Origin of the sequence: Mesorhizobium sp. M0983 (assembly GCF_040318975.1) — a bacterium.
GTDB lineage: Bacteria > Pseudomonadota > Alphaproteobacteria > Rhizobiales > Rhizobiaceae > Mesorhizobium.
Genome location: NZ_JAMYNH010000006.1, coordinates 85,502 through 102,536, shown reverse-complemented (window position 1 = coordinate 102,536; position 17,035 = coordinate 85,502). Strand labels below are relative to the sequence as shown.

The 17,035-nt window shown below is 61.2% G+C and carries 13 protein-coding genes and 3 pseudogenes; 9 read left to right on the top strand and 7 right to left on the bottom strand.

Going from position 1 to position 17,035, the window contains the following annotated elements:
- Positions 1-171: 171 nt before the first annotated feature.
- The 9 genes from NKH71_RS13570 to minE all read left to right on the top strand — a co-directional run bounded on the left by NKH71_RS13570 (position 172) and on the right by minE (position 9,826).
- Complete coding sequence (locus NKH71_RS13570; protein WP_352494487.1) at positions 172-1,722, top strand: GumC family protein; 1,551 nt, start codon at positions 172-174, stop codon at positions 1,720-1,722.
- 8 nt (positions 1,723-1,730) lie between these two features.
- Positions 1,731-2,837 carry a glycosyltransferase gene (locus NKH71_RS13565; protein WP_352494488.1) on the top strand — a complete coding sequence of 369 codons (1,107 nt, stop codon included), beginning with the start codon at positions 1,731-1,733 and terminating at the stop codon, positions 2,835-2,837.
- A 258-nt stretch (positions 2,838-3,095) separates the two neighbouring features.
- Positions 3,096-4,094, top strand: a complete 999-nt coding sequence (locus tag NKH71_RS13560) for a LacI family DNA-binding transcriptional regulator (protein ID WP_352494544.1) — start codon at positions 3,096-3,098, stop codon at positions 4,092-4,094.
- Positions 4,091-5,608 carry a sugar ABC transporter ATP-binding protein gene (locus NKH71_RS13555; RefSeq protein WP_352494489.1) on the top strand — a complete coding sequence of 506 codons (1,518 nt, stop codon included), beginning with the start codon at positions 4,091-4,093 and terminating at the stop codon, positions 5,606-5,608. Before NKH71_RS13560 ends, NKH71_RS13555 begins: the two co-directional genes overlap by 4 nt.
- Positions 5,608-6,660 (top strand): ABC transporter permease, encoded by a 1,053-nt coding sequence (locus NKH71_RS13550; protein WP_352484056.1) that lies wholly within the window; start codon positions 5,608-5,610, stop codon positions 6,658-6,660. The genes NKH71_RS13555 and NKH71_RS13550 overlap by 1 nt, the downstream gene beginning before the upstream one ends.
- A gap of 107 nt (positions 6,661-6,767) precedes the next feature.
- Positions 6,768-7,769, top strand: coding sequence for a substrate-binding domain-containing protein (locus NKH71_RS13545; RefSeq protein ID WP_031194494.1), 1,002 nt, complete (start codon positions 6,768-6,770; stop codon positions 7,767-7,769).
- Positions 7,770-8,002: 233 nt separating this feature from the next.
- Positions 8,003-8,722 carry a septum site-determining protein MinC gene (gene minC / locus NKH71_RS13540; protein WP_031194495.1) on the top strand — a complete coding sequence of 240 codons (720 nt, stop codon included), beginning with the start codon at positions 8,003-8,005 and terminating at the stop codon, positions 8,720-8,722.
- Positions 8,723-8,741: 19 nt separating this feature from the next.
- Positions 8,742-9,557 (top strand): septum site-determining protein MinD, encoded by an 816-nt coding sequence (minD, locus tag NKH71_RS13535; protein WP_352895116.1) that lies wholly within the window; start codon positions 8,742-8,744, stop codon positions 9,555-9,557.
- Entirely contained in the window at positions 9,554-9,826 is a 273-nt protein-coding gene (gene minE / locus NKH71_RS13530) for a cell division topological specificity factor MinE (RefSeq protein WP_023720709.1), read from the top strand. Before minD ends, minE begins: the two co-directional genes overlap by 4 nt.
- Positions 9,827-10,007: 181 nt before the next feature.
- Here the strand turns inward: minE and NKH71_RS13525 are convergent, their stop codons facing one another.
- The 7 genes and pseudogenes from NKH71_RS13525 to NKH71_RS13495 form a co-directional block, all read right to left on the bottom strand.
- Entirely contained in the window at positions 10,008-11,327 is a 1,320-nt protein-coding gene (locus tag NKH71_RS13525) for an ABC transporter substrate-binding protein (RefSeq protein ID WP_023720710.1), read from the bottom strand.
- A 95-nt stretch (positions 11,328-11,422) separates the two neighbouring features.
- Positions 11,423-12,271 carry a carbohydrate ABC transporter permease gene (locus NKH71_RS13520; protein WP_352484059.1) on the bottom strand — a complete coding sequence of 283 codons (849 nt, stop codon included), beginning with the start codon at positions 12,269-12,271 and terminating at the stop codon, positions 11,423-11,425.
- Positions 12,268-13,185 carry a carbohydrate ABC transporter permease gene (locus tag NKH71_RS13515; RefSeq protein WP_051409714.1) on the bottom strand — a complete coding sequence of 306 codons (918 nt, stop codon included), beginning with the start codon at positions 13,183-13,185 and terminating at the stop codon, positions 12,268-12,270. Before NKH71_RS13515 ends, NKH71_RS13520 begins: the two co-directional genes overlap by 4 nt.
- Positions 13,186-13,204: 19 nt before the next feature.
- Positions 13,205-14,286: pseudogene (locus NKH71_RS13510) on the bottom strand (ABC transporter ATP-binding protein).
- A gap of 50 nt (positions 14,287-14,336) precedes the next feature.
- A pseudogene (arfA, locus tag NKH71_RS13505) lies at positions 14,337-15,849 on the bottom strand (arabinosylfuranosidase ArfA).
- 18 nt (positions 15,850-15,867) lie between these two features.
- Complete coding sequence (locus tag NKH71_RS13500) at positions 15,868-16,029, bottom strand: hypothetical protein (protein ID WP_156948152.1); 162 nt, start codon at positions 16,027-16,029, stop codon at positions 15,868-15,870.
- 4 nt (positions 16,030-16,033) lie between these two features.
- Positions 16,034-16,961, bottom strand: a pseudogene (locus NKH71_RS13495) (ArsR/SmtB family transcription factor).
- Positions 16,962-17,035 lie beyond the last annotated feature (74 nt).

Sequence of the window (17,035 nt, the reverse complement as noted above, 5' to 3'; positions counted from 1 at the left end):
GCAAATCGGGCGACGGCAAGAATGCGCGCCAAATTCTGGGCAACGAATCCCTTCAACGTCCGCCGGACGGAAGGGGGGATGAACGGCAAAATGGGCCAGCTTGGAAAATAAGATATTAACGATGTTTCTGTAGAGCAGGCCAAGCGTAACGATTTAACAAGGGTTGTCACCATGTCTGCCGGTTCCGGCACACCCCCCATCTCCGCGACGGCTTCCAATAACAGTGCGTTCGCGCGTATCGCCAATGCGCGGCGCAGGGCGATGCTGCAACAGCATGACCCAGTCGCGGCGCGCAGCTCCGCACCGGTGACGCCGCAACCATCCGAGCCTGTCGCGACGGTGACCCTGGACAAGATCGGCGATTTCCTCGAGCTCGATTTTCGACGCCTGTTCATCTGGCTGCGGGCCGGTCTCGCCCTGGCGTTCATGCTGGCGGTAATCGGCGGCATTGTCGGCGGCGCCTATGCATTGCTGAGCAAGCAGCGTTACACCGTCACGACAGAGGTACTCATCAACCCCTCCAATTTGCAGGTTGTGGAAAACGACCTCTACTCACAACCGGGCCAGGTCGATAGCCAGCTGCTCAACACACGCAGCAAGCAGCGCATCTTGACCTCGGGCAACGTGCTTTCCCGTGTGGTGGACGAACTGAATCTGACTCACGATCCAGAGTTTTTCGATCCAGACCGGAGCACGTCTACGTCTGGCGCGGTGGCGAAGCCCGACCCGAAGCTTATCGCCTTGAAGAACCTGGCGGACCGGGTAAACGCCGCTGCGGACCCAACCTCGTTTGTCACAACCCTCTCGGTATCCGCGGAAACCACTGCCAAAGCGATCCTGATCTCGCAGGCCATAGTCAAAAACTTCCAGGAAGAACTGGCCAAGGCCGAAGCTGCCGGTGCCGGCCGTGCCGCGGCTGCCCTCGACAGCCGGCTTGGCCAACTCAAGAGCGACGTCCAGGCAGCCGAAGAGAAGGTCGAGAGCTACAGGCGCAGCCACAACCTGTCCTCCAGCAATGGCCAGCTCGTCAGTTCGCAGACGATGACGCAGCTCAACGGCGAAATCGTCGATGCGCAATCGCGCGTGATCGCCGCGCAGGCAAGCTACGACGCCCTGGTTGCCTCCGGTATAAATGGGGCCAATCCCGACCCCACGGTTTCGGAAGCGCTCGCGGCGCTGCGCGAGAGGTCAAACAGCCTGCGACAGCAGATCGACTCACAGTCGATGACCTTCGGTCCGCGCCACCCGACGATTGTCAGGCTGAGGACGGAGCTCGAGACCGTCAACTCGCAACTCCGAGCCGAGTTCTCCCGCACCGTCGGAACGGCAAAGTCCAGCCTGGACAAGGCCAGGGCCTCGTTGGCCTCTCTCAACGCCAGGATGAACGATCTGAAGAGCAACGTTTTCACCGACAGCGAATCCGAAGTCGCCCTGCGTGAGCTTGAACGCGATGCGGCCTCGAAGAGAGCGGTCTATGAGAGCTTTCTGTCACGTGCGCGCCAAATCAGCGAGCGCGAGCAGATCGACACCACAAACGTACAGGTGATTTCGACCGCGGTGCCCCCGCCAGGGCGCTCATGGCCCCCGCGCACTGCCCTGGTGGCAGGCGCAGGAGCGTTCGCAGGCTTTGCCCTGGGCATGCTGCTGGCCATTGGCATGGGCATTATCCGCGACATGCGCCGGCCGCCGAACAGATCAGACCTTGCTGCCAGCCGAGCCTGAAGCAAGGCATGGCGAAGCGCATCGTTTTCCACATCGCCAGCCTGCGAGGCGGCGGCGCCGAGCGTGTCTTCGTCCTGATGGCAAATGAAATGGCGTCGCGTGGCCACGAGGTCACGCTTTTTACCTGGAACGCGCAAGGGCCTAACGCGGCGCTGCGCTCCGCCGCCGTGCATCTGGTCGACTTCGGCCTTCTCTTGCGCGGCGAGGGTTACGCCAAGTCGGCGACGCTAAAAGGCATCGTGCGAAGCGCAAATTTGTTCCGCCGCCTTGATCCTGATGCGGTCTATAGTGCCCCGGAATTCGCCAATCTGGTCATGGCGCTGTCACTCATGTTGGCCAGAAGCCGCGCAAAATTCTTTCCAAGCTTCCACGCCGCCGCCTCGCTGCCTGCGAGCGGCCTCGGCGCGAGGCTGGCGATCTGGCTTTCCGCGCTGGTTGCAGCGCGCGCGACCAAAGCCATCGCCGTTTCGGCGGGTGTCGGCCGTGACATCATCGCCCGCGGCTTCCCCGAATCCAAGGTCGTGGTCATCAGCAACCCGCTGCCGCCGGCTGAAGCACCGCAGGGGACTTCCTATGCCTGGCAGGCAAAATTGGCAGCGATGGGATATGGCCCGGTCATCGCCACGGCCGGGCGCCTGGTGCCGGTCAAGGACCACCGGACTTTGCTGCGGGCCTTCGCTGCCCTGCGCGCCGGCCGCCCTGCCCGGCTTGTCATCTTCGGCGAAGGTCCGCTGGCTGCCGAATTGCACGCCTATGCCGAAGAGACCGGCATAGGCGGGGAAGTGCTCTTTGCCGGCTACGTCAACGATCCGGCAGCCTGTTATGCCGCAGCCGATCTGTTCGTCCTTACATCCACCAGCGAAGGCTTTGGCAACGTGTTGGTCGAGGCCATGGCTGCCGGTGTCCCGGTAATCTCCACCGATGCTCCGCATGGCCCGCGCGAGATACTCGGTGACGGCCGTTTCGGCACCTTGGTGCCGGTCGGTGACGCCGCAGCCCTGGCGAAGGCGATGGCCGAGATGCTGGACCACCCCACCCCTGCTGCCGTCCTGAAAAGCCGGGCGGCGGATTTCGCAGTCGACAAGATTGGCGATCGGTACGAAGCCTTGCTCTAGTTGTCGCGCCCGGCCAACAGATCGCGGTGGCATCCAGCCGCAGCTGATGGCCGGCACGGAAGTCCTGGCTGATTTCGGCGCAAGCAAGTCACATCAAGCCAGAAAACCGGTTGCGCAAACGTTTCGATGGCGCTAGCTTTCGGAAAGTCACAACGGCCGCCCAGGCGGATTCAAAGATTGTGAGACTGGGAAACGCAAGATTCGAGGAGGAGCGTGCGTGCGCTTGCCCGTCACCACGTCGAGCGCGACAGCTCCGCGATGACGACGATCGTCGAGGTCGCTCGCAGGGCAGGCGTGTCGGTGTCGACCGTTTCACACGTCGTCAATCAAACCCGCTATGTCTCCCCGGCCACTGCCAGATCGGTGAGCGAGGCGATCGCTGCTCTCGGCTATATGCCCAACAGTGTCGCACGCTCGCTAAAGCTGGCCTCGACGAGCAGTGTCGGCCTGGCGATTTCGGCGATCTCAAACCCCTATTTCAGCGACATCATCTGCGCCGTCGAGACCGAGTGCGCGCGCCTTGGCCTCATGGTGTTCCTGTCGGATACGCAGGACGATTCCGACAAGGAACTGGCTGTCGTCCAGGCACTGCACCAGCGACGCGTCGACGGGATCATCCTGGCGCCCTCTGCCGCGCCGCAAGCTGCATTGCGATATCTCTCGGAACGGTCCCTGCCCTGCGTCTTGATCGACCGACTACCTGACGATCGCTTTGATCAGGTCGGTGTCGAGAATTTCGAGGCCATCCGCGCGCTGATCGACCACGTCGTGTCCTTCGGACATCGCCGCATCGGTTTTGTTGCCGGACAGCGGGGATTTGCCACCACGCTGGAGCGCATGAACGGATTTCGCGCGGCACTGGAGGCCAACGGCCTGGAGTTTGTGCCGGACTACGTCGTGACGGGAAACGCGACCACCGCCAGTGCGAGCACCGCCGCCCATGCGCTGTTGTCGCTGCTGGTGCCTCCGACTGCCCTGGTGACCGGCAACAATCTGTCGACGATAGGCGTGATGCGCGCGGTCCGTGAGCGAGGGCTCGCTGTCCCCAGGGACATATCGGTGGTCGGCTTCGACGATTTCGAATGGGCCGATTACTTCGAGCCGCGACTGACGCTGGTCGAACAGCCCTGCGAGGATTTGGGCCGGCAGGCAGCCGCGTTGCTGATTGAGCGGATTGGACTTCCAGATGGCCAACGACGCACGGTTCGCCTTGAGCCAACGCTGCGCCTGCGCGCATCCTGCGGAAGACCGGCATGACTTCGCCGCTTCTGACCATGAATGGCGTCGTTAAACGTTTCGGTGGCGTTCACGCTTTGCGCGGCGTCGATTTCGAACTGCGCGTGGGCGAGATCCATGCCCTGCTGGGCGAGAACGGCGCTGGCAAGTCGACATTGATGAACATCCTGTCCGGTGTGCACGCCCCTGACGAAGGAACGATCACGATCGATGGCGCACCGGTGCATTTTGCCAATCCGCGCGAAGCGCAGGCCGCCGGCATCGCCACGATCTTCCAGGAACTCGATCTCGTGCCTGGCCTCGATGTCGCGGCCAATCTTTTCCTCGGTCGCGAGTTGGTGAAGCCCGGCGGTTTTCTCGATGTCGCAAGGATGCGCGAAGAAGCCCGCACCCGGCTGACCGCCATCGAGTTGGACATCGATGTCGAACGGCCCGTCGGCGAACTGTCGATCGGGCATCGTCAGGTCGTGGCGATCGTCAAGGCACTGTCCTATGCATCGCGTGTCCTGATCATGGACGAGCCGACGGCGGCCCTGACGGTCAGCGAGGTGGACAGGCTCTTCACCATCATGCGCAAGCTCAGTGCCACCGGCGTGGGCATCATCTACATCTCGCATCGGCTTGAGGAAGTTCCCCAAGTTGCGGACCGGGTAACGGTGATGCGCGATGGCCGCGTGGCCGGGACGACAGCCCCGGACGCACCACAGGCCGAACTGGTCAGCCTTCTCGTCGGCCGGCCTCTGGAGGACCTTTACCCGAAACGCACACGCACCGCAGGTCGCCGGCTCCTTCATCTCAAGGACGCCCGTTTCCATCCCGCTCGAGCCAGCGCCGGCTGGCAGGTTCCCCAAAACGTTTCGCTCGACGTGCATGAGGGCGAAATTGTCGGCCTGGCGGGCGTCATGGGTGCCGGCCGTACCGAGTTGCTCAGCGCGCTCTATGGCACCGGCCTGGCCGGCCGTTGGGCCGGCACCGTCGAGGTCGACGATCGCCCGGTGCGCCTCGAGTCCATCAGAGCTGCGCGCAGGGCCGGCGTCGCCCTCGTCACCGACGACAGGCGAGGAAGCGGGCTGATGCTGCGTACAGCGGTCGGCCGCAACCTGGTCATGTCGGTGCTGCGACGAATCTCGCCGCGCGGCTTCATGTCGATTGCACGCGAAGCAGCCGCTGTGGCGCGCTCGTTCGGCCAATTCGACATACGACCGCGCAATGCGGCCATCCCGGTCGGCGCGCTGTCGGGCGGCAACCAGCAGAAGGTGGTGCTCGCCAAGGAGATCCTCGGCAATCCGCGGCTGCTGTTGCTGGATGAACCGACGCGTGGCGTCGACGTCGGCGCGAAGGCGGAAATCTATGCCAGGCTTCGCGATCTGGCATCGCAAGGCCTCGGCATACTCGTCGCCTCGAGCGAAATGCCTGAGCTGATTGGCCTATGCGATCGCATCGTGGTTCTTCGGGAGGGCCGCAACGTGGCGGAATTCGAGCGCGGCGTCGATGAACACACGGTGCTTGCCGCCGCAACCGGAAAGGCCTCCTGATGTCCGACACCAGCACGGCGGATACCGAACTGCCGAGCGGCAAGACAGCTCAGAAGCGGCGCGATCCGCTTGCACTCATCGTCCGCTTCCAGAGCCTGATCGGCTTGGTGGTCGTCGTGATCGGCGGCATCATCTTCTCGCCGCGCCGGCACGGACAGATACTGTTCATCGCCCCGGACAACATCGCCAACATCGTACGCGCCGTGTCCGAGACCGGCATCATCGCGATCGGCATGACCTTCGTCATCATCACTGCGGGGATCGACCTCTCGGTTGGCGCTTTGCTTGGCCTGGCCAGTGTCGTCACGGCCACGATGATGATCAATGGTGGCGTTGGCCTCGTGCCGACGATCCTTGCCGTGCTTCTTGCCGGCGTGGTCTTCGGTGCCGTTCAGGGCTCGATCTCGACGCGCTTCCGCCTTGAGCCCTTCATCGTCACCCTCGCGGGCCTTCAGGCCGCGCGCGGTCTGGCCCTGGTCGTCTCGGGCAACGAGTACATCAACATCTCCTATGGCGACGGACCCGGGCTTGCCCCTCCGGTATTTGCCATTCTGGGCGAGCGCTTGTTCAACAATGTGGTGCCGGTGGCAACCATCGTCTTCATCGCTTTTGCGGCGATCGCCACAGTGGTTCTCAACACGACCCGCTTTGGCCGCTATGTCTTTGCCGTCGGCGGCAATGAGCGGGCGGCGCGCCTCTCGGGCGTTCCGGTGTCCGCCGTCAAGATCACCGTCTATGCGATCACCGGCTTCGCGGCCGCTCTCGCCGGCATCGTCCATGCAGGGCAGTTCAACTTCGGCAGTGCCAATGACGGCGCCGGTTACGAACTTACCGCCATCGCCGCGGTCGTCATCGGCGGTACCAGCCTGTTCGGTGGAGCCGGATCGATGGTCGGCACGGTCGCCGGCACGATCATGCTCGGCGCGCTCGCCAACGTCCTGCAACTCAACAACATCACACCCGCCCTGCAATTGCTCGCGACAGCCGCGATCATCATCCTGGCGGCGGTTCTTCAGTCCCTCGTCCGTCGCCGCGAAGGTCTGGTCCGTTAAGTGGGCGACATTGGAAGACCCCTGAACGCCAGCTTACCCGGCGTCGGGAGAGTGAAGCTCAGCAAACCAACAGTCGAGCCAAGGGCATCGACAGGAAGGAAACAACCATGGTTATCAGGAGCACACGCAATAGCAGACAAAGGGCCTGGCAAACGTGTCTGCTTGCCGGGACCTTTCTCGCAGCCGCCGGAGGGGCTCAAGCTGCGGAACCATTGGTCAAGGCTTGCTCCAAGACCGGCGAATTCGTAATCGGCTTTTCTCAGGCCAACAATGCCGAGCCGTATCGCCAGCACGTCAATGACGAACTCACCGCCGCCGCCAAGGCAGTGTCCCAGTTCACCTTGCAGATCGCCGATGGCGCCGGCAGCGTGAACACCCAGACCTCACAGGTCGACAATTTCATCACCCAGAAGGTCGACCTGCTGCTGATATCGCCCTTCGAAGCATCGCCGCTGACGCCGGCGGTGAAGCGGGCCATGGAGGCCGGCATCCCCGTCATCGAGCTCGACCGCAAGACGGTTGGCGATCCGGGCAAGGACTACACGGCTTTTATTGGCGGCGACAATTACAAGATCGCCTTCGAAGCCGGCAAATATACCGCCACGAAACTGCTTCCTGACGGCGGTGAAGTTGCCGTTCTGGAAGGGCTGCCCAGTTCGACCCCTGCCGTGGAACGGCTCAACGGCTTCAAGGACGGCGTCAAGGAGAACGACAAGATCAAGGTCGTCGCCGAGCAGGCGGCGGACTGGCTGCCGGACAAGGCACAGACGGCGTTCGCAGCCATGCTTCAGGCCAATCCCGATATCAAGATGGTCTACGCCAGCAACGACATGATGGCCGCCGGAGCGCGCCTTGCCGCCAAGGGCGCCGGCAAGGAAGGGCAGATCAAGATCATCGGCACCGACGGATTGCCAGGTCCTGCCGGCGGCATCCGGGCCGTTGCCGAAGGCGAATGGGCTGCAACCTTCACTTATCCGACGGGCGCCAAGGAGGCGATCGATATGGCAAAGTCGGTTCTTCTCGATTGCGCCACATCCGTCGAGCCGACGGTCACAGTTGCAACGACGGCGATCACGCCGGAAAACGCCAAGCAGATGATGGGTAACTGACAAAAGTGCCATGGCGATTGCGGTGCGGAGGTCGAATGGCACCTCCGCACCGTCGCAACGCCTCATTTCCGCCCATCGGCCGGTCTTCGGCAACGGCGAGGGTCTCCAGGGTCCAATCAGATCGACCGTCGGTGCGCTCCGAAACAGCAAGAATGGAAGCCTCGGAAGGCCGCCATTAACTGTTCGTTAACCATGCCGGGCTAGCCTTAACCAATCAGTAAGGAGTCGCCTCTGTGACCTGCGTCGCTCCCATCCAAAACAAGTCCATACGCTTTCGAGCGCGCTCGTTTGTAGCCTTCACCCTCACCCCTGAGGCCCCGTTGGGGGAATGGCTGCAAAGCCTGGATCACTGGACCGAAAACTCTCCCGGCTTCTTTGCCGGTCGCCCGGTCGTGCTCGACCTGAATATGCTCAAGCCCGAGGCGGGCGAGATCGAAGATCTGGTCTCACAACTCGCGGAGCGCGGGATTCGCATCTACGCGATCGAGGCGGACGGCAATGTTGGTCTCGATGCTGATCTGCCGCCGCTCCTCGTTGGCGCCAAGGAGGCCACCGCTGACGCGCTTTACGTGCAGCCGGACCCAAAAGCCGCCGCTGAGGCCAAGACGGAAGAGCCGGAGGCGCCGAACTCATTGATGATCAAGGCACCGATCCGCTCCGGCCAGTCGATCTTTCACCCCGATGGCGATGTGGTCATTGTCGGCTCCGTCAGTTCCGGTTCCGAAATCATCGCCGGGGGGTCGATCCACGTCTACGGCACGCTGCGTGGGCGTGCGTTCGCCGGCGCCACGGGAAATTCTGCGGCTCGTATCTTTTGCCGGAAAAATGAAGCCGAACTTCTGGCGGTAGACGGCTGGTACCGCACCGCCGAGGAGATGGACGCCTCCTCGCGAGGAAGGCCGGTACAGGCCTTTCTCGAGGACGGCGCACTTTGCGTCGCACCGCTCAACTAACAACATTGGAGGCACAAATATGGGCAAGGTAGTGGTTGTCACATCCGGCAAAGGGGGTGTCGGCAAGACGACCTCGACGGCCGCTCTCGGCGCGGCGGTCGCGAAAACCGGCAAGCGGGTGGCCCTCGTCGACTTCGATGTCGGCCTGCGCAATCTCGATCTGATCATGGGCGCCGAGCGGCGCGTGGTTTTCGATATCGTCAACGTCATTCAGGGAACTGCCAAGCTTTCGCAGGCGCTGATCCGTGACAAGCGGCTCGACACGCTGTTCCTGCTGCCGGCCTCGCAAACGCGCGACAAGGATGCCCTCACCGAGGAAGGCGTCGCCGATGTCATCGACAAGCTGCGATCGGTTTTCGACTACGTCTTCTGCGACAGCCCCGCCGGCATAGAGCGCGGCGCGCAACTTGCCATGCGCTTTGCCGACGAGGCGGTAATCGTGACCAACCCGGAAGTGGGCTCGGTCCGCGATTCCGATCGCATTATCGGCCTGCTCGACTCCAGGACGATGAAAGCCGAGCAAGGTGAATCGATTGCCAAACACGTCCTCGTCACGCGCTATGACGCTGCCCGCGCTGCCCGCGGCGAGATGCTCAGCATTGATGACGTTCTCGAGATCCTGTCCACGCCTCTGCTGGGAATAATTCCCGAGAGCCAGGACGTGCTGCGCGCATCCAATGTGGGCGCGCCGGTTACGCTCAGCGAAAACACCAACCCCGCCGCACGCGCCTATATCGACGCGGCAAGAAGACTCGAGGGCGAGGACCTGCCGGTCGTTCTGCCTTTCGAGCGGAGGGGCCTCCTCGACCGGCTGTTGGGAAGGAGGGCAGCATGAACCTGCTCGATATCTTCAAGCGCCGCGGCAGCGCGCCCGTGGCGCGCGAGCGCTTGCAACTGCTGTTGGCTTACGAGCGTCGAAGCCGCAACCAGCCCGATCTCGTCTCCGTGTTGCGCGAGGAGATCATGGCGGTGATCGCCCGGCATGTTCAGGTCGACCAGGATTTCCTGCAGGTGAGCATGGATCACGGCGAAACGACGTCGAGATTGGAGATCGACATCCAGATCCCCAACAAGATCGCAATGCCCATGGCCGCGGCGTTCTAGCGGAATCCTCCAGTCAGGGCTCGCGTCGGCTGCTGCCGAGGTTGCGGCGCCGTGATTGGCGTGTTCGACCCGGTCGCCACGGGCAAGTCACGCAATAACCACTGCAACCACCGCCTCACCAAAACCCCGCGGCCGTTTCCAGCCGCGGGGGCGCCTTGGGAGGGCCTTTCGAAACCCGTGGTCAAATGTTGGCGAGCAATTCGTTGACGCGGCTTTCCATGTCGGCAAGGGCGGTGTCGACGTCCTTCTGGCCACTGATTGCTGCACTCATCTCTTCGCCGATAATGTCCTGGATCGCAAACTGGCGCTGTACGGCCGACGGCAGCGGCTTGCCGAGGTCGGCGACCGCAGAGATCGTGTTGCGATGCGGCAGGGCCTTGAAGGCGTCCGAGGTGATGACGGCCTTGTAGGCGGGCAGGTGACCGGTGCGCGACCACTCAAAGTCGTTGTCGGCGAAGAACTTCAGGAATTTGCCGATGGCCGCGATCTGTTCAGGCGTGCGGTCTTTCTGCGACACGGCCCAGGTGTGGCCGTCGGCATATTGCGCGTGGGTGCCGCCAAACAGCTGCGGATACGGATAAACCGCATAGCCGCCCTTGTTGAGCGCCGTACCCTTGGTTTCGGACTGGGCGTTGTAATCGCCGACCACCCAGGTGCCGTTGAGGTGGACGCCACCCTCGCCGGCAAGGAAGGCATTGATCGAGCCGCCATAATCGAGGTCCTTGGTGGTGTAGCCCTTCTCGAAGATCGCCTTGTACATCTCGACGACCTTCTTGGCTTCCGGCGTATTCAACTTCACATGCTTCGGATCGGCAAAGAAATCGGAATCCTGCTGGAAAAGATAAGTGTAGAGATTGCGTGTGTAGAGCGCAGTCTCATTGGTCAGGTTCTGGACGAAATAAGGCTTGCCCGTCTTCTGCTTGAACTGTTCGGCCTGGGCGAGCAGTTCCTCGGGCGACTTTGGAAAAATCGGCGTGCCGTCGGCACTGACGAGGCCGGCTTGTTTGAAAAGATCCATGTTGACATGATAGAGCATCGTCCAGCTGTCGATCGGCAGGCCATAGATCTTGCTGTCTTTGGTGGCGCCATTGCGCGCCGCGTCGGTGAAGGCGTCGGGTGTCACGCCGACTGACTTCAAGAGATCGTCGAGCGGCATCAACAGGCCCTTCGACTGATAATCCGACAGTACGGATTCATGGATCGTGACGATGTCCGGAGCGTCGCCTGAAGCGAACTGCGCGGTCAGCTGATCGTAGCCGGGCCATTCCACGGTGGTGACGTTGACGTGGACATCGGGATTGTCGGCGTTGAACTTGTTGATCAGCGAGGTGATGATTCCGCATTCGCCAACGGCTTTGGTGGGATCGGTGTTGGTGCCGAAATCGGCATCGCAGGCGCCGAAAAAGCGCTGCACGCTCAGTTCCGTGGCCGCGAAGCTTGGATTTGCGAGCATCATTGCGCCCGCAGAGACTGCGGCAAACAGCATTTTCTTCAGTTTCATATCAGTTCCTCCTACTGAGTTTCCGCCGCTCCACCCTGGATTGGCCTTCGTGCTTCAATCGCTGCGCATTCCCCCCGGCCGTCAGGCAATCTTCGTTATCTCACCGCAGCGCCGGAGACCGCCGTGACGATGTATTTCTGGAAAAACAGGTAGACGATCAGGATCGGTGCACCGGCAAACACCGCCTGCGCCATCAGGAAGCCGATGCCTTCGGACTGGGCGAAGTTGGTCTGCGTCGAGGCCATGCCGACCGTCAGCGTGAACATGTCCTTCCTCGTTGCCGAAATCAGCGGCCAGAAATAATCGTTCCACGCGCCGAGAAAGGTAAAGATGCCGAGCGTTGCCTGCGCAGGCAGCGTGAGCGGCAGAAGCACCTTCCAGAAAATCCTGAGCCGGCTGGCGTTATCGAGCATGGCGGCTTCGTCCAACTCCTTCGGGATGGCTTTGAAATACTGGGTCATCAGGAAGACGCCGAACGGAGCCGAAAGGCCCGGCAGAATGAGCCCTTGATAGGTGTTGTGGAACTTCAGCATGCTGAAGATCTGGTGACGGGCGACGAGCACGGCCTGCTCCGGGACCGCCAGGCCGAACAGCACGATCACGAACAGCACGTCTCGGCCGGGGAAATTCAGCCGTGCAAAGCCGTAGCCGGCGAGCGACGACAGGATCAAGGTGCCGAGCGTCAATCCGCCCGAGACGATGATGCTGTTGCGCACCCAGATGAACACCGACGAGGTGCCGACCGTGTTGATGTAGTTCTTCAGCGTATAGGGCGCGTGAAACACCGAATTCGGATCTGCCATCAGCTCCGCATTGTCCTTGAGTGACAGGCCGATGACCCACAGAACCGGCGCGATCATGACGATCGAAAGCAGGAGGACCAGGGCCAATAACAAATGGTCGCCAAATGCCCGTCCCTTGATGGAAGCGGCTGGAGCGCTCATGCCTGGTCTCCCCTGCTGCGTGTCACCAGGTACTGGGCCATGGCCGCGATCAGGATGAGGATGAACAGGATTTCCGATGCAGCGGCGCCCAGGCCGAGATCCCAGCGGCGGAATGCGGTGTCGTAGATGTAGAGCACGATCGGCTTGGTCAGGTTGTTCGGACCGCCCCGCGTCATCAGCCAAGCCTGGCCGAACAGCTGGAATTGCAGCACGATCTGGATAATGATCACCAGGATGAAGGTCCGCTTGATCGACGGCAGCGTGATCGAGCGTAGCGTCTGCCAGCGATTGGCATTGTCCAGCGCCGCCGCCTCGTAGATATCCTGCGGAATCTGCTGGAGCGCCGAGAGAAAGAGCATCATCGGCAGGCCGATGCACCACCAGATGGTGGCAATGGCGATGCCGACCATCGCCAGGTTGGGATCGGAAATGAAAGCCGGCGCGGTCGCGCCGAACCATCCGTAGATCGTCGACAACAGGCCGACATTCGGAATGAAGACGATGCGCCAGATCAGCGTGACGATGGTGACCGACAGCACCGACGAGGAAAAGAACAGCGTCCGCAAAACCGCAGCAGTGCGCGTCCGGCGATTGAGGCAAAGCGCCAGGAAAAGACCGATCAGCGCCAGCGTCGGCACCGTCAGCAGCACGAAGTAGAAGGTGTTCCAGATCGATTGCAGGAAGACCTTGTCGTGATACAGCCTGACGTAATTGCCGAAACCGACAAAATTTCCGGACGAGAACGTGTCGGCCTTGTGGAAACTCAGCCACATCCCCCAGAGCAGCGGGAAGAGCAGCAGCGTCGTGAAGAAGAACAAGAATGGCGCAACGAAAATGAAGTTTCGCCATTGCGGCGCATAGATGTCGGCGGTCGGCGTTCTGGCGCCGACAGCAAGCGTCGCGGTCGGGGACATCGCCAGCCGGTCAACCATCTCAGGCCTCCCTCGCATGCCAGGCGCGGCCGGTCTCATTGAACAGATGCGATTTCTGGCCGTCGAAGGCGAGCCCGATCCTGTCGCCGACGGCGACGCGACTGTTGCCGGCATCGGAACCGACTATCTGCTGGCCATCGCCCAGCCGCGCGTAGATCAGGGTGCGTTCGCCGAGCCGCTCGAGCACATCGACCACGCCATCGGCATTGCCCTGTCCGGCGGCAACGATACGGACGTCTTCCGAACGGATGCCGAAAGTGTACTTGCCATCGGTCAATTGGCTGGAGGCGATCTCGGTCTGCACCGAGATGCCGTCCGCAAACCTGGCCGTGGCGTTCTCGCCGGATTTGTTGAGCGTCGCATCAACGAAGTTCATCGCCGGCGCACCGACGAACCCTGCGACGAATTTGGTCGCCGGACGCTCGTAGATCTCCATCGGAGTGCCGATCTGATCGATCTTGCGATTGTTCATGACGACGATGCGGTCGGCGAGCGTCATTGCCTCGACCTGGTCGTGGGTGACGAAGATCATCGTCGACTGCAGGCGCTGATGAAGCTGGGCAAGTTCGATGCGGGTGCGGGTGCATCGAGATTGGAGAGCGGCTCGTCGAACAGGAACGCCTTCGGCTCCTTGACGATCGCACGGCCGATGGCGACGCGCTGGCGCTGACCGCCGGAGAGCTGGCCCGGCTTGCGATCGAGCAAATGCGGCATTTCGAGGATGCGGGCGGCTTCGTTGATGCGCGCCTCGATGACCTTGCCTGGAACGCCGATATTCGCAAGCCCGAAGGCCATGTTGTCGCGCACCGTCATATGCGGATAAAGCGCATAGGACTGGAACACCATGGCAATGCCGCGCTTGCCCGGCGGCAGATGATCGATGCGCTCATTGTTGATGGCAATCTCGCCGCTATCGACAGCTTCGAGACCGGCAATCATTCGAAGAAGCGTCGATTTTCCGCAACCGGACGGCCCCAGGAACACGATGAATTCGCGTGCCCTTATGGAGAGCGACAGATGATCCAGCACCGTCATGGCACCGAACTGCTTGCTCACGTTTCTGATCTCGATATCGGCCGTCACGTCGACGCTCCTCCTCAGCGCTTGCGCTTGTCTCGATGATCCGCCTGAACTCAGAGCCTCAGGCGAATGACCTGGTAGGAATAGGCCGGCAGCGACAGGCTCAGCTTGCCGCCGGCGAGTGAGGCGCCCTCACCCTTCCTTGGGCCGACATTGCCTGGGTTCTCGGCCGAATTGACGGCTTTCAGATCGGCGTGCGCCACGACCCGGTGATCGACGATTTCCGCTGCGCCGAAGCCGGTGAGGTCGACCACTGTTTCGATTGCCTCGCTCGAATGGCGGTTGACGGCGAAGAAGGTGACGTGGCCGGTCTTCGTGTCGTGCACGCCGGCAATGTCGACGTAGGCGACGTCGCCCGCAACGGTGGATTTATAGGTCGGGCTTTCCACCTTGAGATCCAGCGCATTGCCGCGGCCGTAGTTAGAAGCAAACAGATAGGGATAAAAAATCGTCTGCCGCCATGCCGGGCCATTCGGAACGGTCATGATCGGCGCGATGACGTTGACCAGTTGTGCCAGGCAGGCGATCTTGACGGCATCGGAACGGCGGATGAAGGTGTTGAGGATCAGGCCGACCTGCAGCACATCCTCGAAATTATAGATGTCTTCGAGCAACGGCGGGGCGAATGGCCAGCCGTCGCTGCCGCCGAGGATTTTCTTGTCCTGCTCCTTGGAATGGTACCAGACGTTCCATTCGTCGAACGAGATGTAGACCTGCTTGTTGGAGCGCTTCTTGGCCTTGATATAGTCGATGACGCCGGCGACCGAGACAATGTAGTCGTCGAGCTTTTCGCTCATGGCGAGATAGTTCGAAGCGTCGTTGGCTTCGTTGTCGAAATACATGTGCAGCGAGATGTAGTCGACCTCGTTGTAGGTATGGTCGAGAACCGTCGCTTCCCATTCAGGGTAGGTCGGCATCTTGGCATTCGAAGAGCCGCAGACCACCAACTCGAGCGACTTGGAGAAAGGCGCGCATTGCCTTGGCCGTCTCATGCGCTAAGCGGCCATACTCGTCCGCGGTCTTGTGGCCGATCTGCCAGGGGCCGTCCATTTCATTGCCGAGGCACCAGAGCTTGACGTCGAAGGGCTCCTTGCGGCCATTGGCGATGCGTTTGTCGCTCCATTTACTGCCGCCGGGATGGTTGGCGTACTCCAGAAGGTTGCGGGCTTCGTCAAGGCCGCGCGAGCCGAGATTGACGGCAAGCATCATCTCGGTGTTGGCGGAGGTGCACCAATCGGCAAATTCGTGCAGGCCGACTTCGTTGCTTTCCGACGTATGCCAGGCGAGGTCGAGCCGCACCGGGCGCTCTTCCTTGGGGCCGATGCCGTCTTCCCAATTGTAGGCGGAGACGAAATTGCCGCCGGGATAGCGGACGATCGGAACATTAAGTTCTCTGACGAGATCGATGACGTCCTGACGCATGCCATTGGCATCCGCCGTCGGATGGCCTGGCTCGTAGATGCCGGTATAAACTGCCCGCCCGAGATGCTCGATGAAGGATCCGTAGAGCCTCGGATCGATTTCCGAGACAACATAATGCGGATGTGCCGTAACGGCTGCCTTCATGCATTCCTCCCATCGATATCACAAACGATGATTTAAATCATCTTGCCCGATATCAAAGAGGAATTGGCAGCTCTTCGTCAAGCCAAAATAGCCAAAAGTAGGACAATTAGACGAAGGTTTTGGCTCAGCAGAAAGCCAGTTCATTGAAATTGCTGCGTTATCTTCAGAACCCGGTTTCATGATATCAACCAGTTTTGATCCGGAGCAGGATGTCCTGATCGTAATTTCCAAAGCCCTTGCCGAAAATGTTGATCCCGCCGGGGCGCTTGGCGTCGTCCTTGACGCCGATACGGACGCGGATTGAATGATGGCTCTTCAGATCGAGTGCGGCGAGGCCGGTTTCGGAAATCCTGAGGCCGTCGACATAGGTGCCGTCATTGGCAATTCGCCAGTTCTTGAGCTTGCCGTATTGCGAACCCTTGAGTTTCCACCAGGACGGCGTGAAGACGCCGCGCTTGTCGCCGAAATCCCCCGGCGACGTCCAGGTGCCGACATCGACGCCATTGATCGTCAGCGTGATGTCCGAGGGCCAATCGGCGCTGGTGCCCGGCACTTCCGAAGACAGCTCTATCGCCACTTCGAGCTCGGTGATCTCGGCATTGGCGAGCTTGGCATTATTGGGAAACTGGTATTCGACAAAACCGCGGGTGAACCACAACAGCCCGGCTTTCATACGATCCGGATCGAGGAAAGTGTTCGGTACATCGAGCAAGCCGATGATGCCGTCCGGCGAACAAAGGCCGCAGGGCGCGGTAACCTCGAAGCCGGTGTAAAGCCCGATCGGCATCGACACTTCGATCGCGTCGTTCTTGACCGCACGATATTCGCTCTTGAACACGACGAGCACTTCTTCGGCCGTCGGATAACAGATTTTCTGGCTGCCTTTCTTCGCTTTCAGGTTCTCGGTGCGGATCAGCCCCGCATCCTCCAGCGACCTGGATGTTGGTCGAGACGGTCGACTGCGGCAGCGACAGCACGGCGGCGATTTCGTTGACATTCATCGGCCCCTTCTCATGCAGCAGTTTCAGCATCGAGATACGCGCCGAGGAGGCAAGCCCCTTGAGCACGGCAATGCCTTCCTCAGGTTCAATCACCAGAAAATTGCGACTCATGAAATGCCCGGGCCCATGCCAAATCTATATCCGAAATTATCCTGTATATCGGGATATCTGATTTAATCAATGCG

What these genes read in the sequence shown, in the direction of transcription:
- NKH71_RS13570 (WP_352494487.1), top strand. Translation starts at nt 172, where the DNA reads ATGTCTGCCGGTTCCGGCACACCCCCCATCTCCGCGACGGCTTCCAAT.
- NKH71_RS13550 (WP_352484056.1), top strand. Translation starts at nt 5,608, where the DNA reads ATGTCCGACACCAGCACGGCGGATACCGAACTGCCGAGCGGCAAGACA.
- NKH71_RS13545 (WP_031194494.1), top strand. Translation starts at nt 6,768, where the DNA reads ATGGTTATCAGGAGCACACGCAATAGCAGACAAAGGGCCTGGCAAACG.
- NKH71_RS13520 (WP_352484059.1), bottom strand. Translation starts at nt 12,271, where the DNA reads ATGAGCGCTCCAGCCGCTTCCATCAAGGGACGGGCATTTGGCGACCAT.
- NKH71_RS13565 (WP_352494488.1), top strand. Translation starts at nt 1,731, where the DNA reads ATGGCGAAGCGCATCGTTTTCCACATCGCCAGCCTGCGAGGCGGCGGC.
- minD (WP_352895116.1), top strand. Translation starts at nt 8,742, where the DNA reads ATGGGCAAGGTAGTGGTTGTCACATCCGGCAAAGGGGGTGTCGGCAAG.
- NKH71_RS13560 (WP_352494544.1), top strand. Translation starts at nt 3,096, where the DNA reads ATGACGACGATCGTCGAGGTCGCTCGCAGGGCAGGCGTGTCGGTGTCG.
- NKH71_RS13525 (WP_023720710.1), bottom strand. Translation starts at nt 11,327, where the DNA reads ATGAAACTGAAGAAAATGCTGTTTGCCGCAGTCTCTGCGGGCGCAATG.
- NKH71_RS13500 (WP_156948152.1), bottom strand. Translation starts at nt 16,029, where the DNA reads ATGAAACCGGGTTCTGAAGATAACGCAGCAATTTCAATGAACTGGCTT.
- minE (WP_023720709.1), top strand. Translation starts at nt 9,554, where the DNA reads ATGAACCTGCTCGATATCTTCAAGCGCCGCGGCAGCGCGCCCGTGGCG.
- NKH71_RS13515 (WP_051409714.1), bottom strand. Translation starts at nt 13,185, where the DNA reads ATGTCCCCGACCGCGACGCTTGCTGTCGGCGCCAGAACGCCGACCGCC.
- NKH71_RS13555 (WP_352494489.1), top strand. Translation starts at nt 4,091, where the DNA reads ATGACTTCGCCGCTTCTGACCATGAATGGCGTCGTTAAACGTTTCGGT.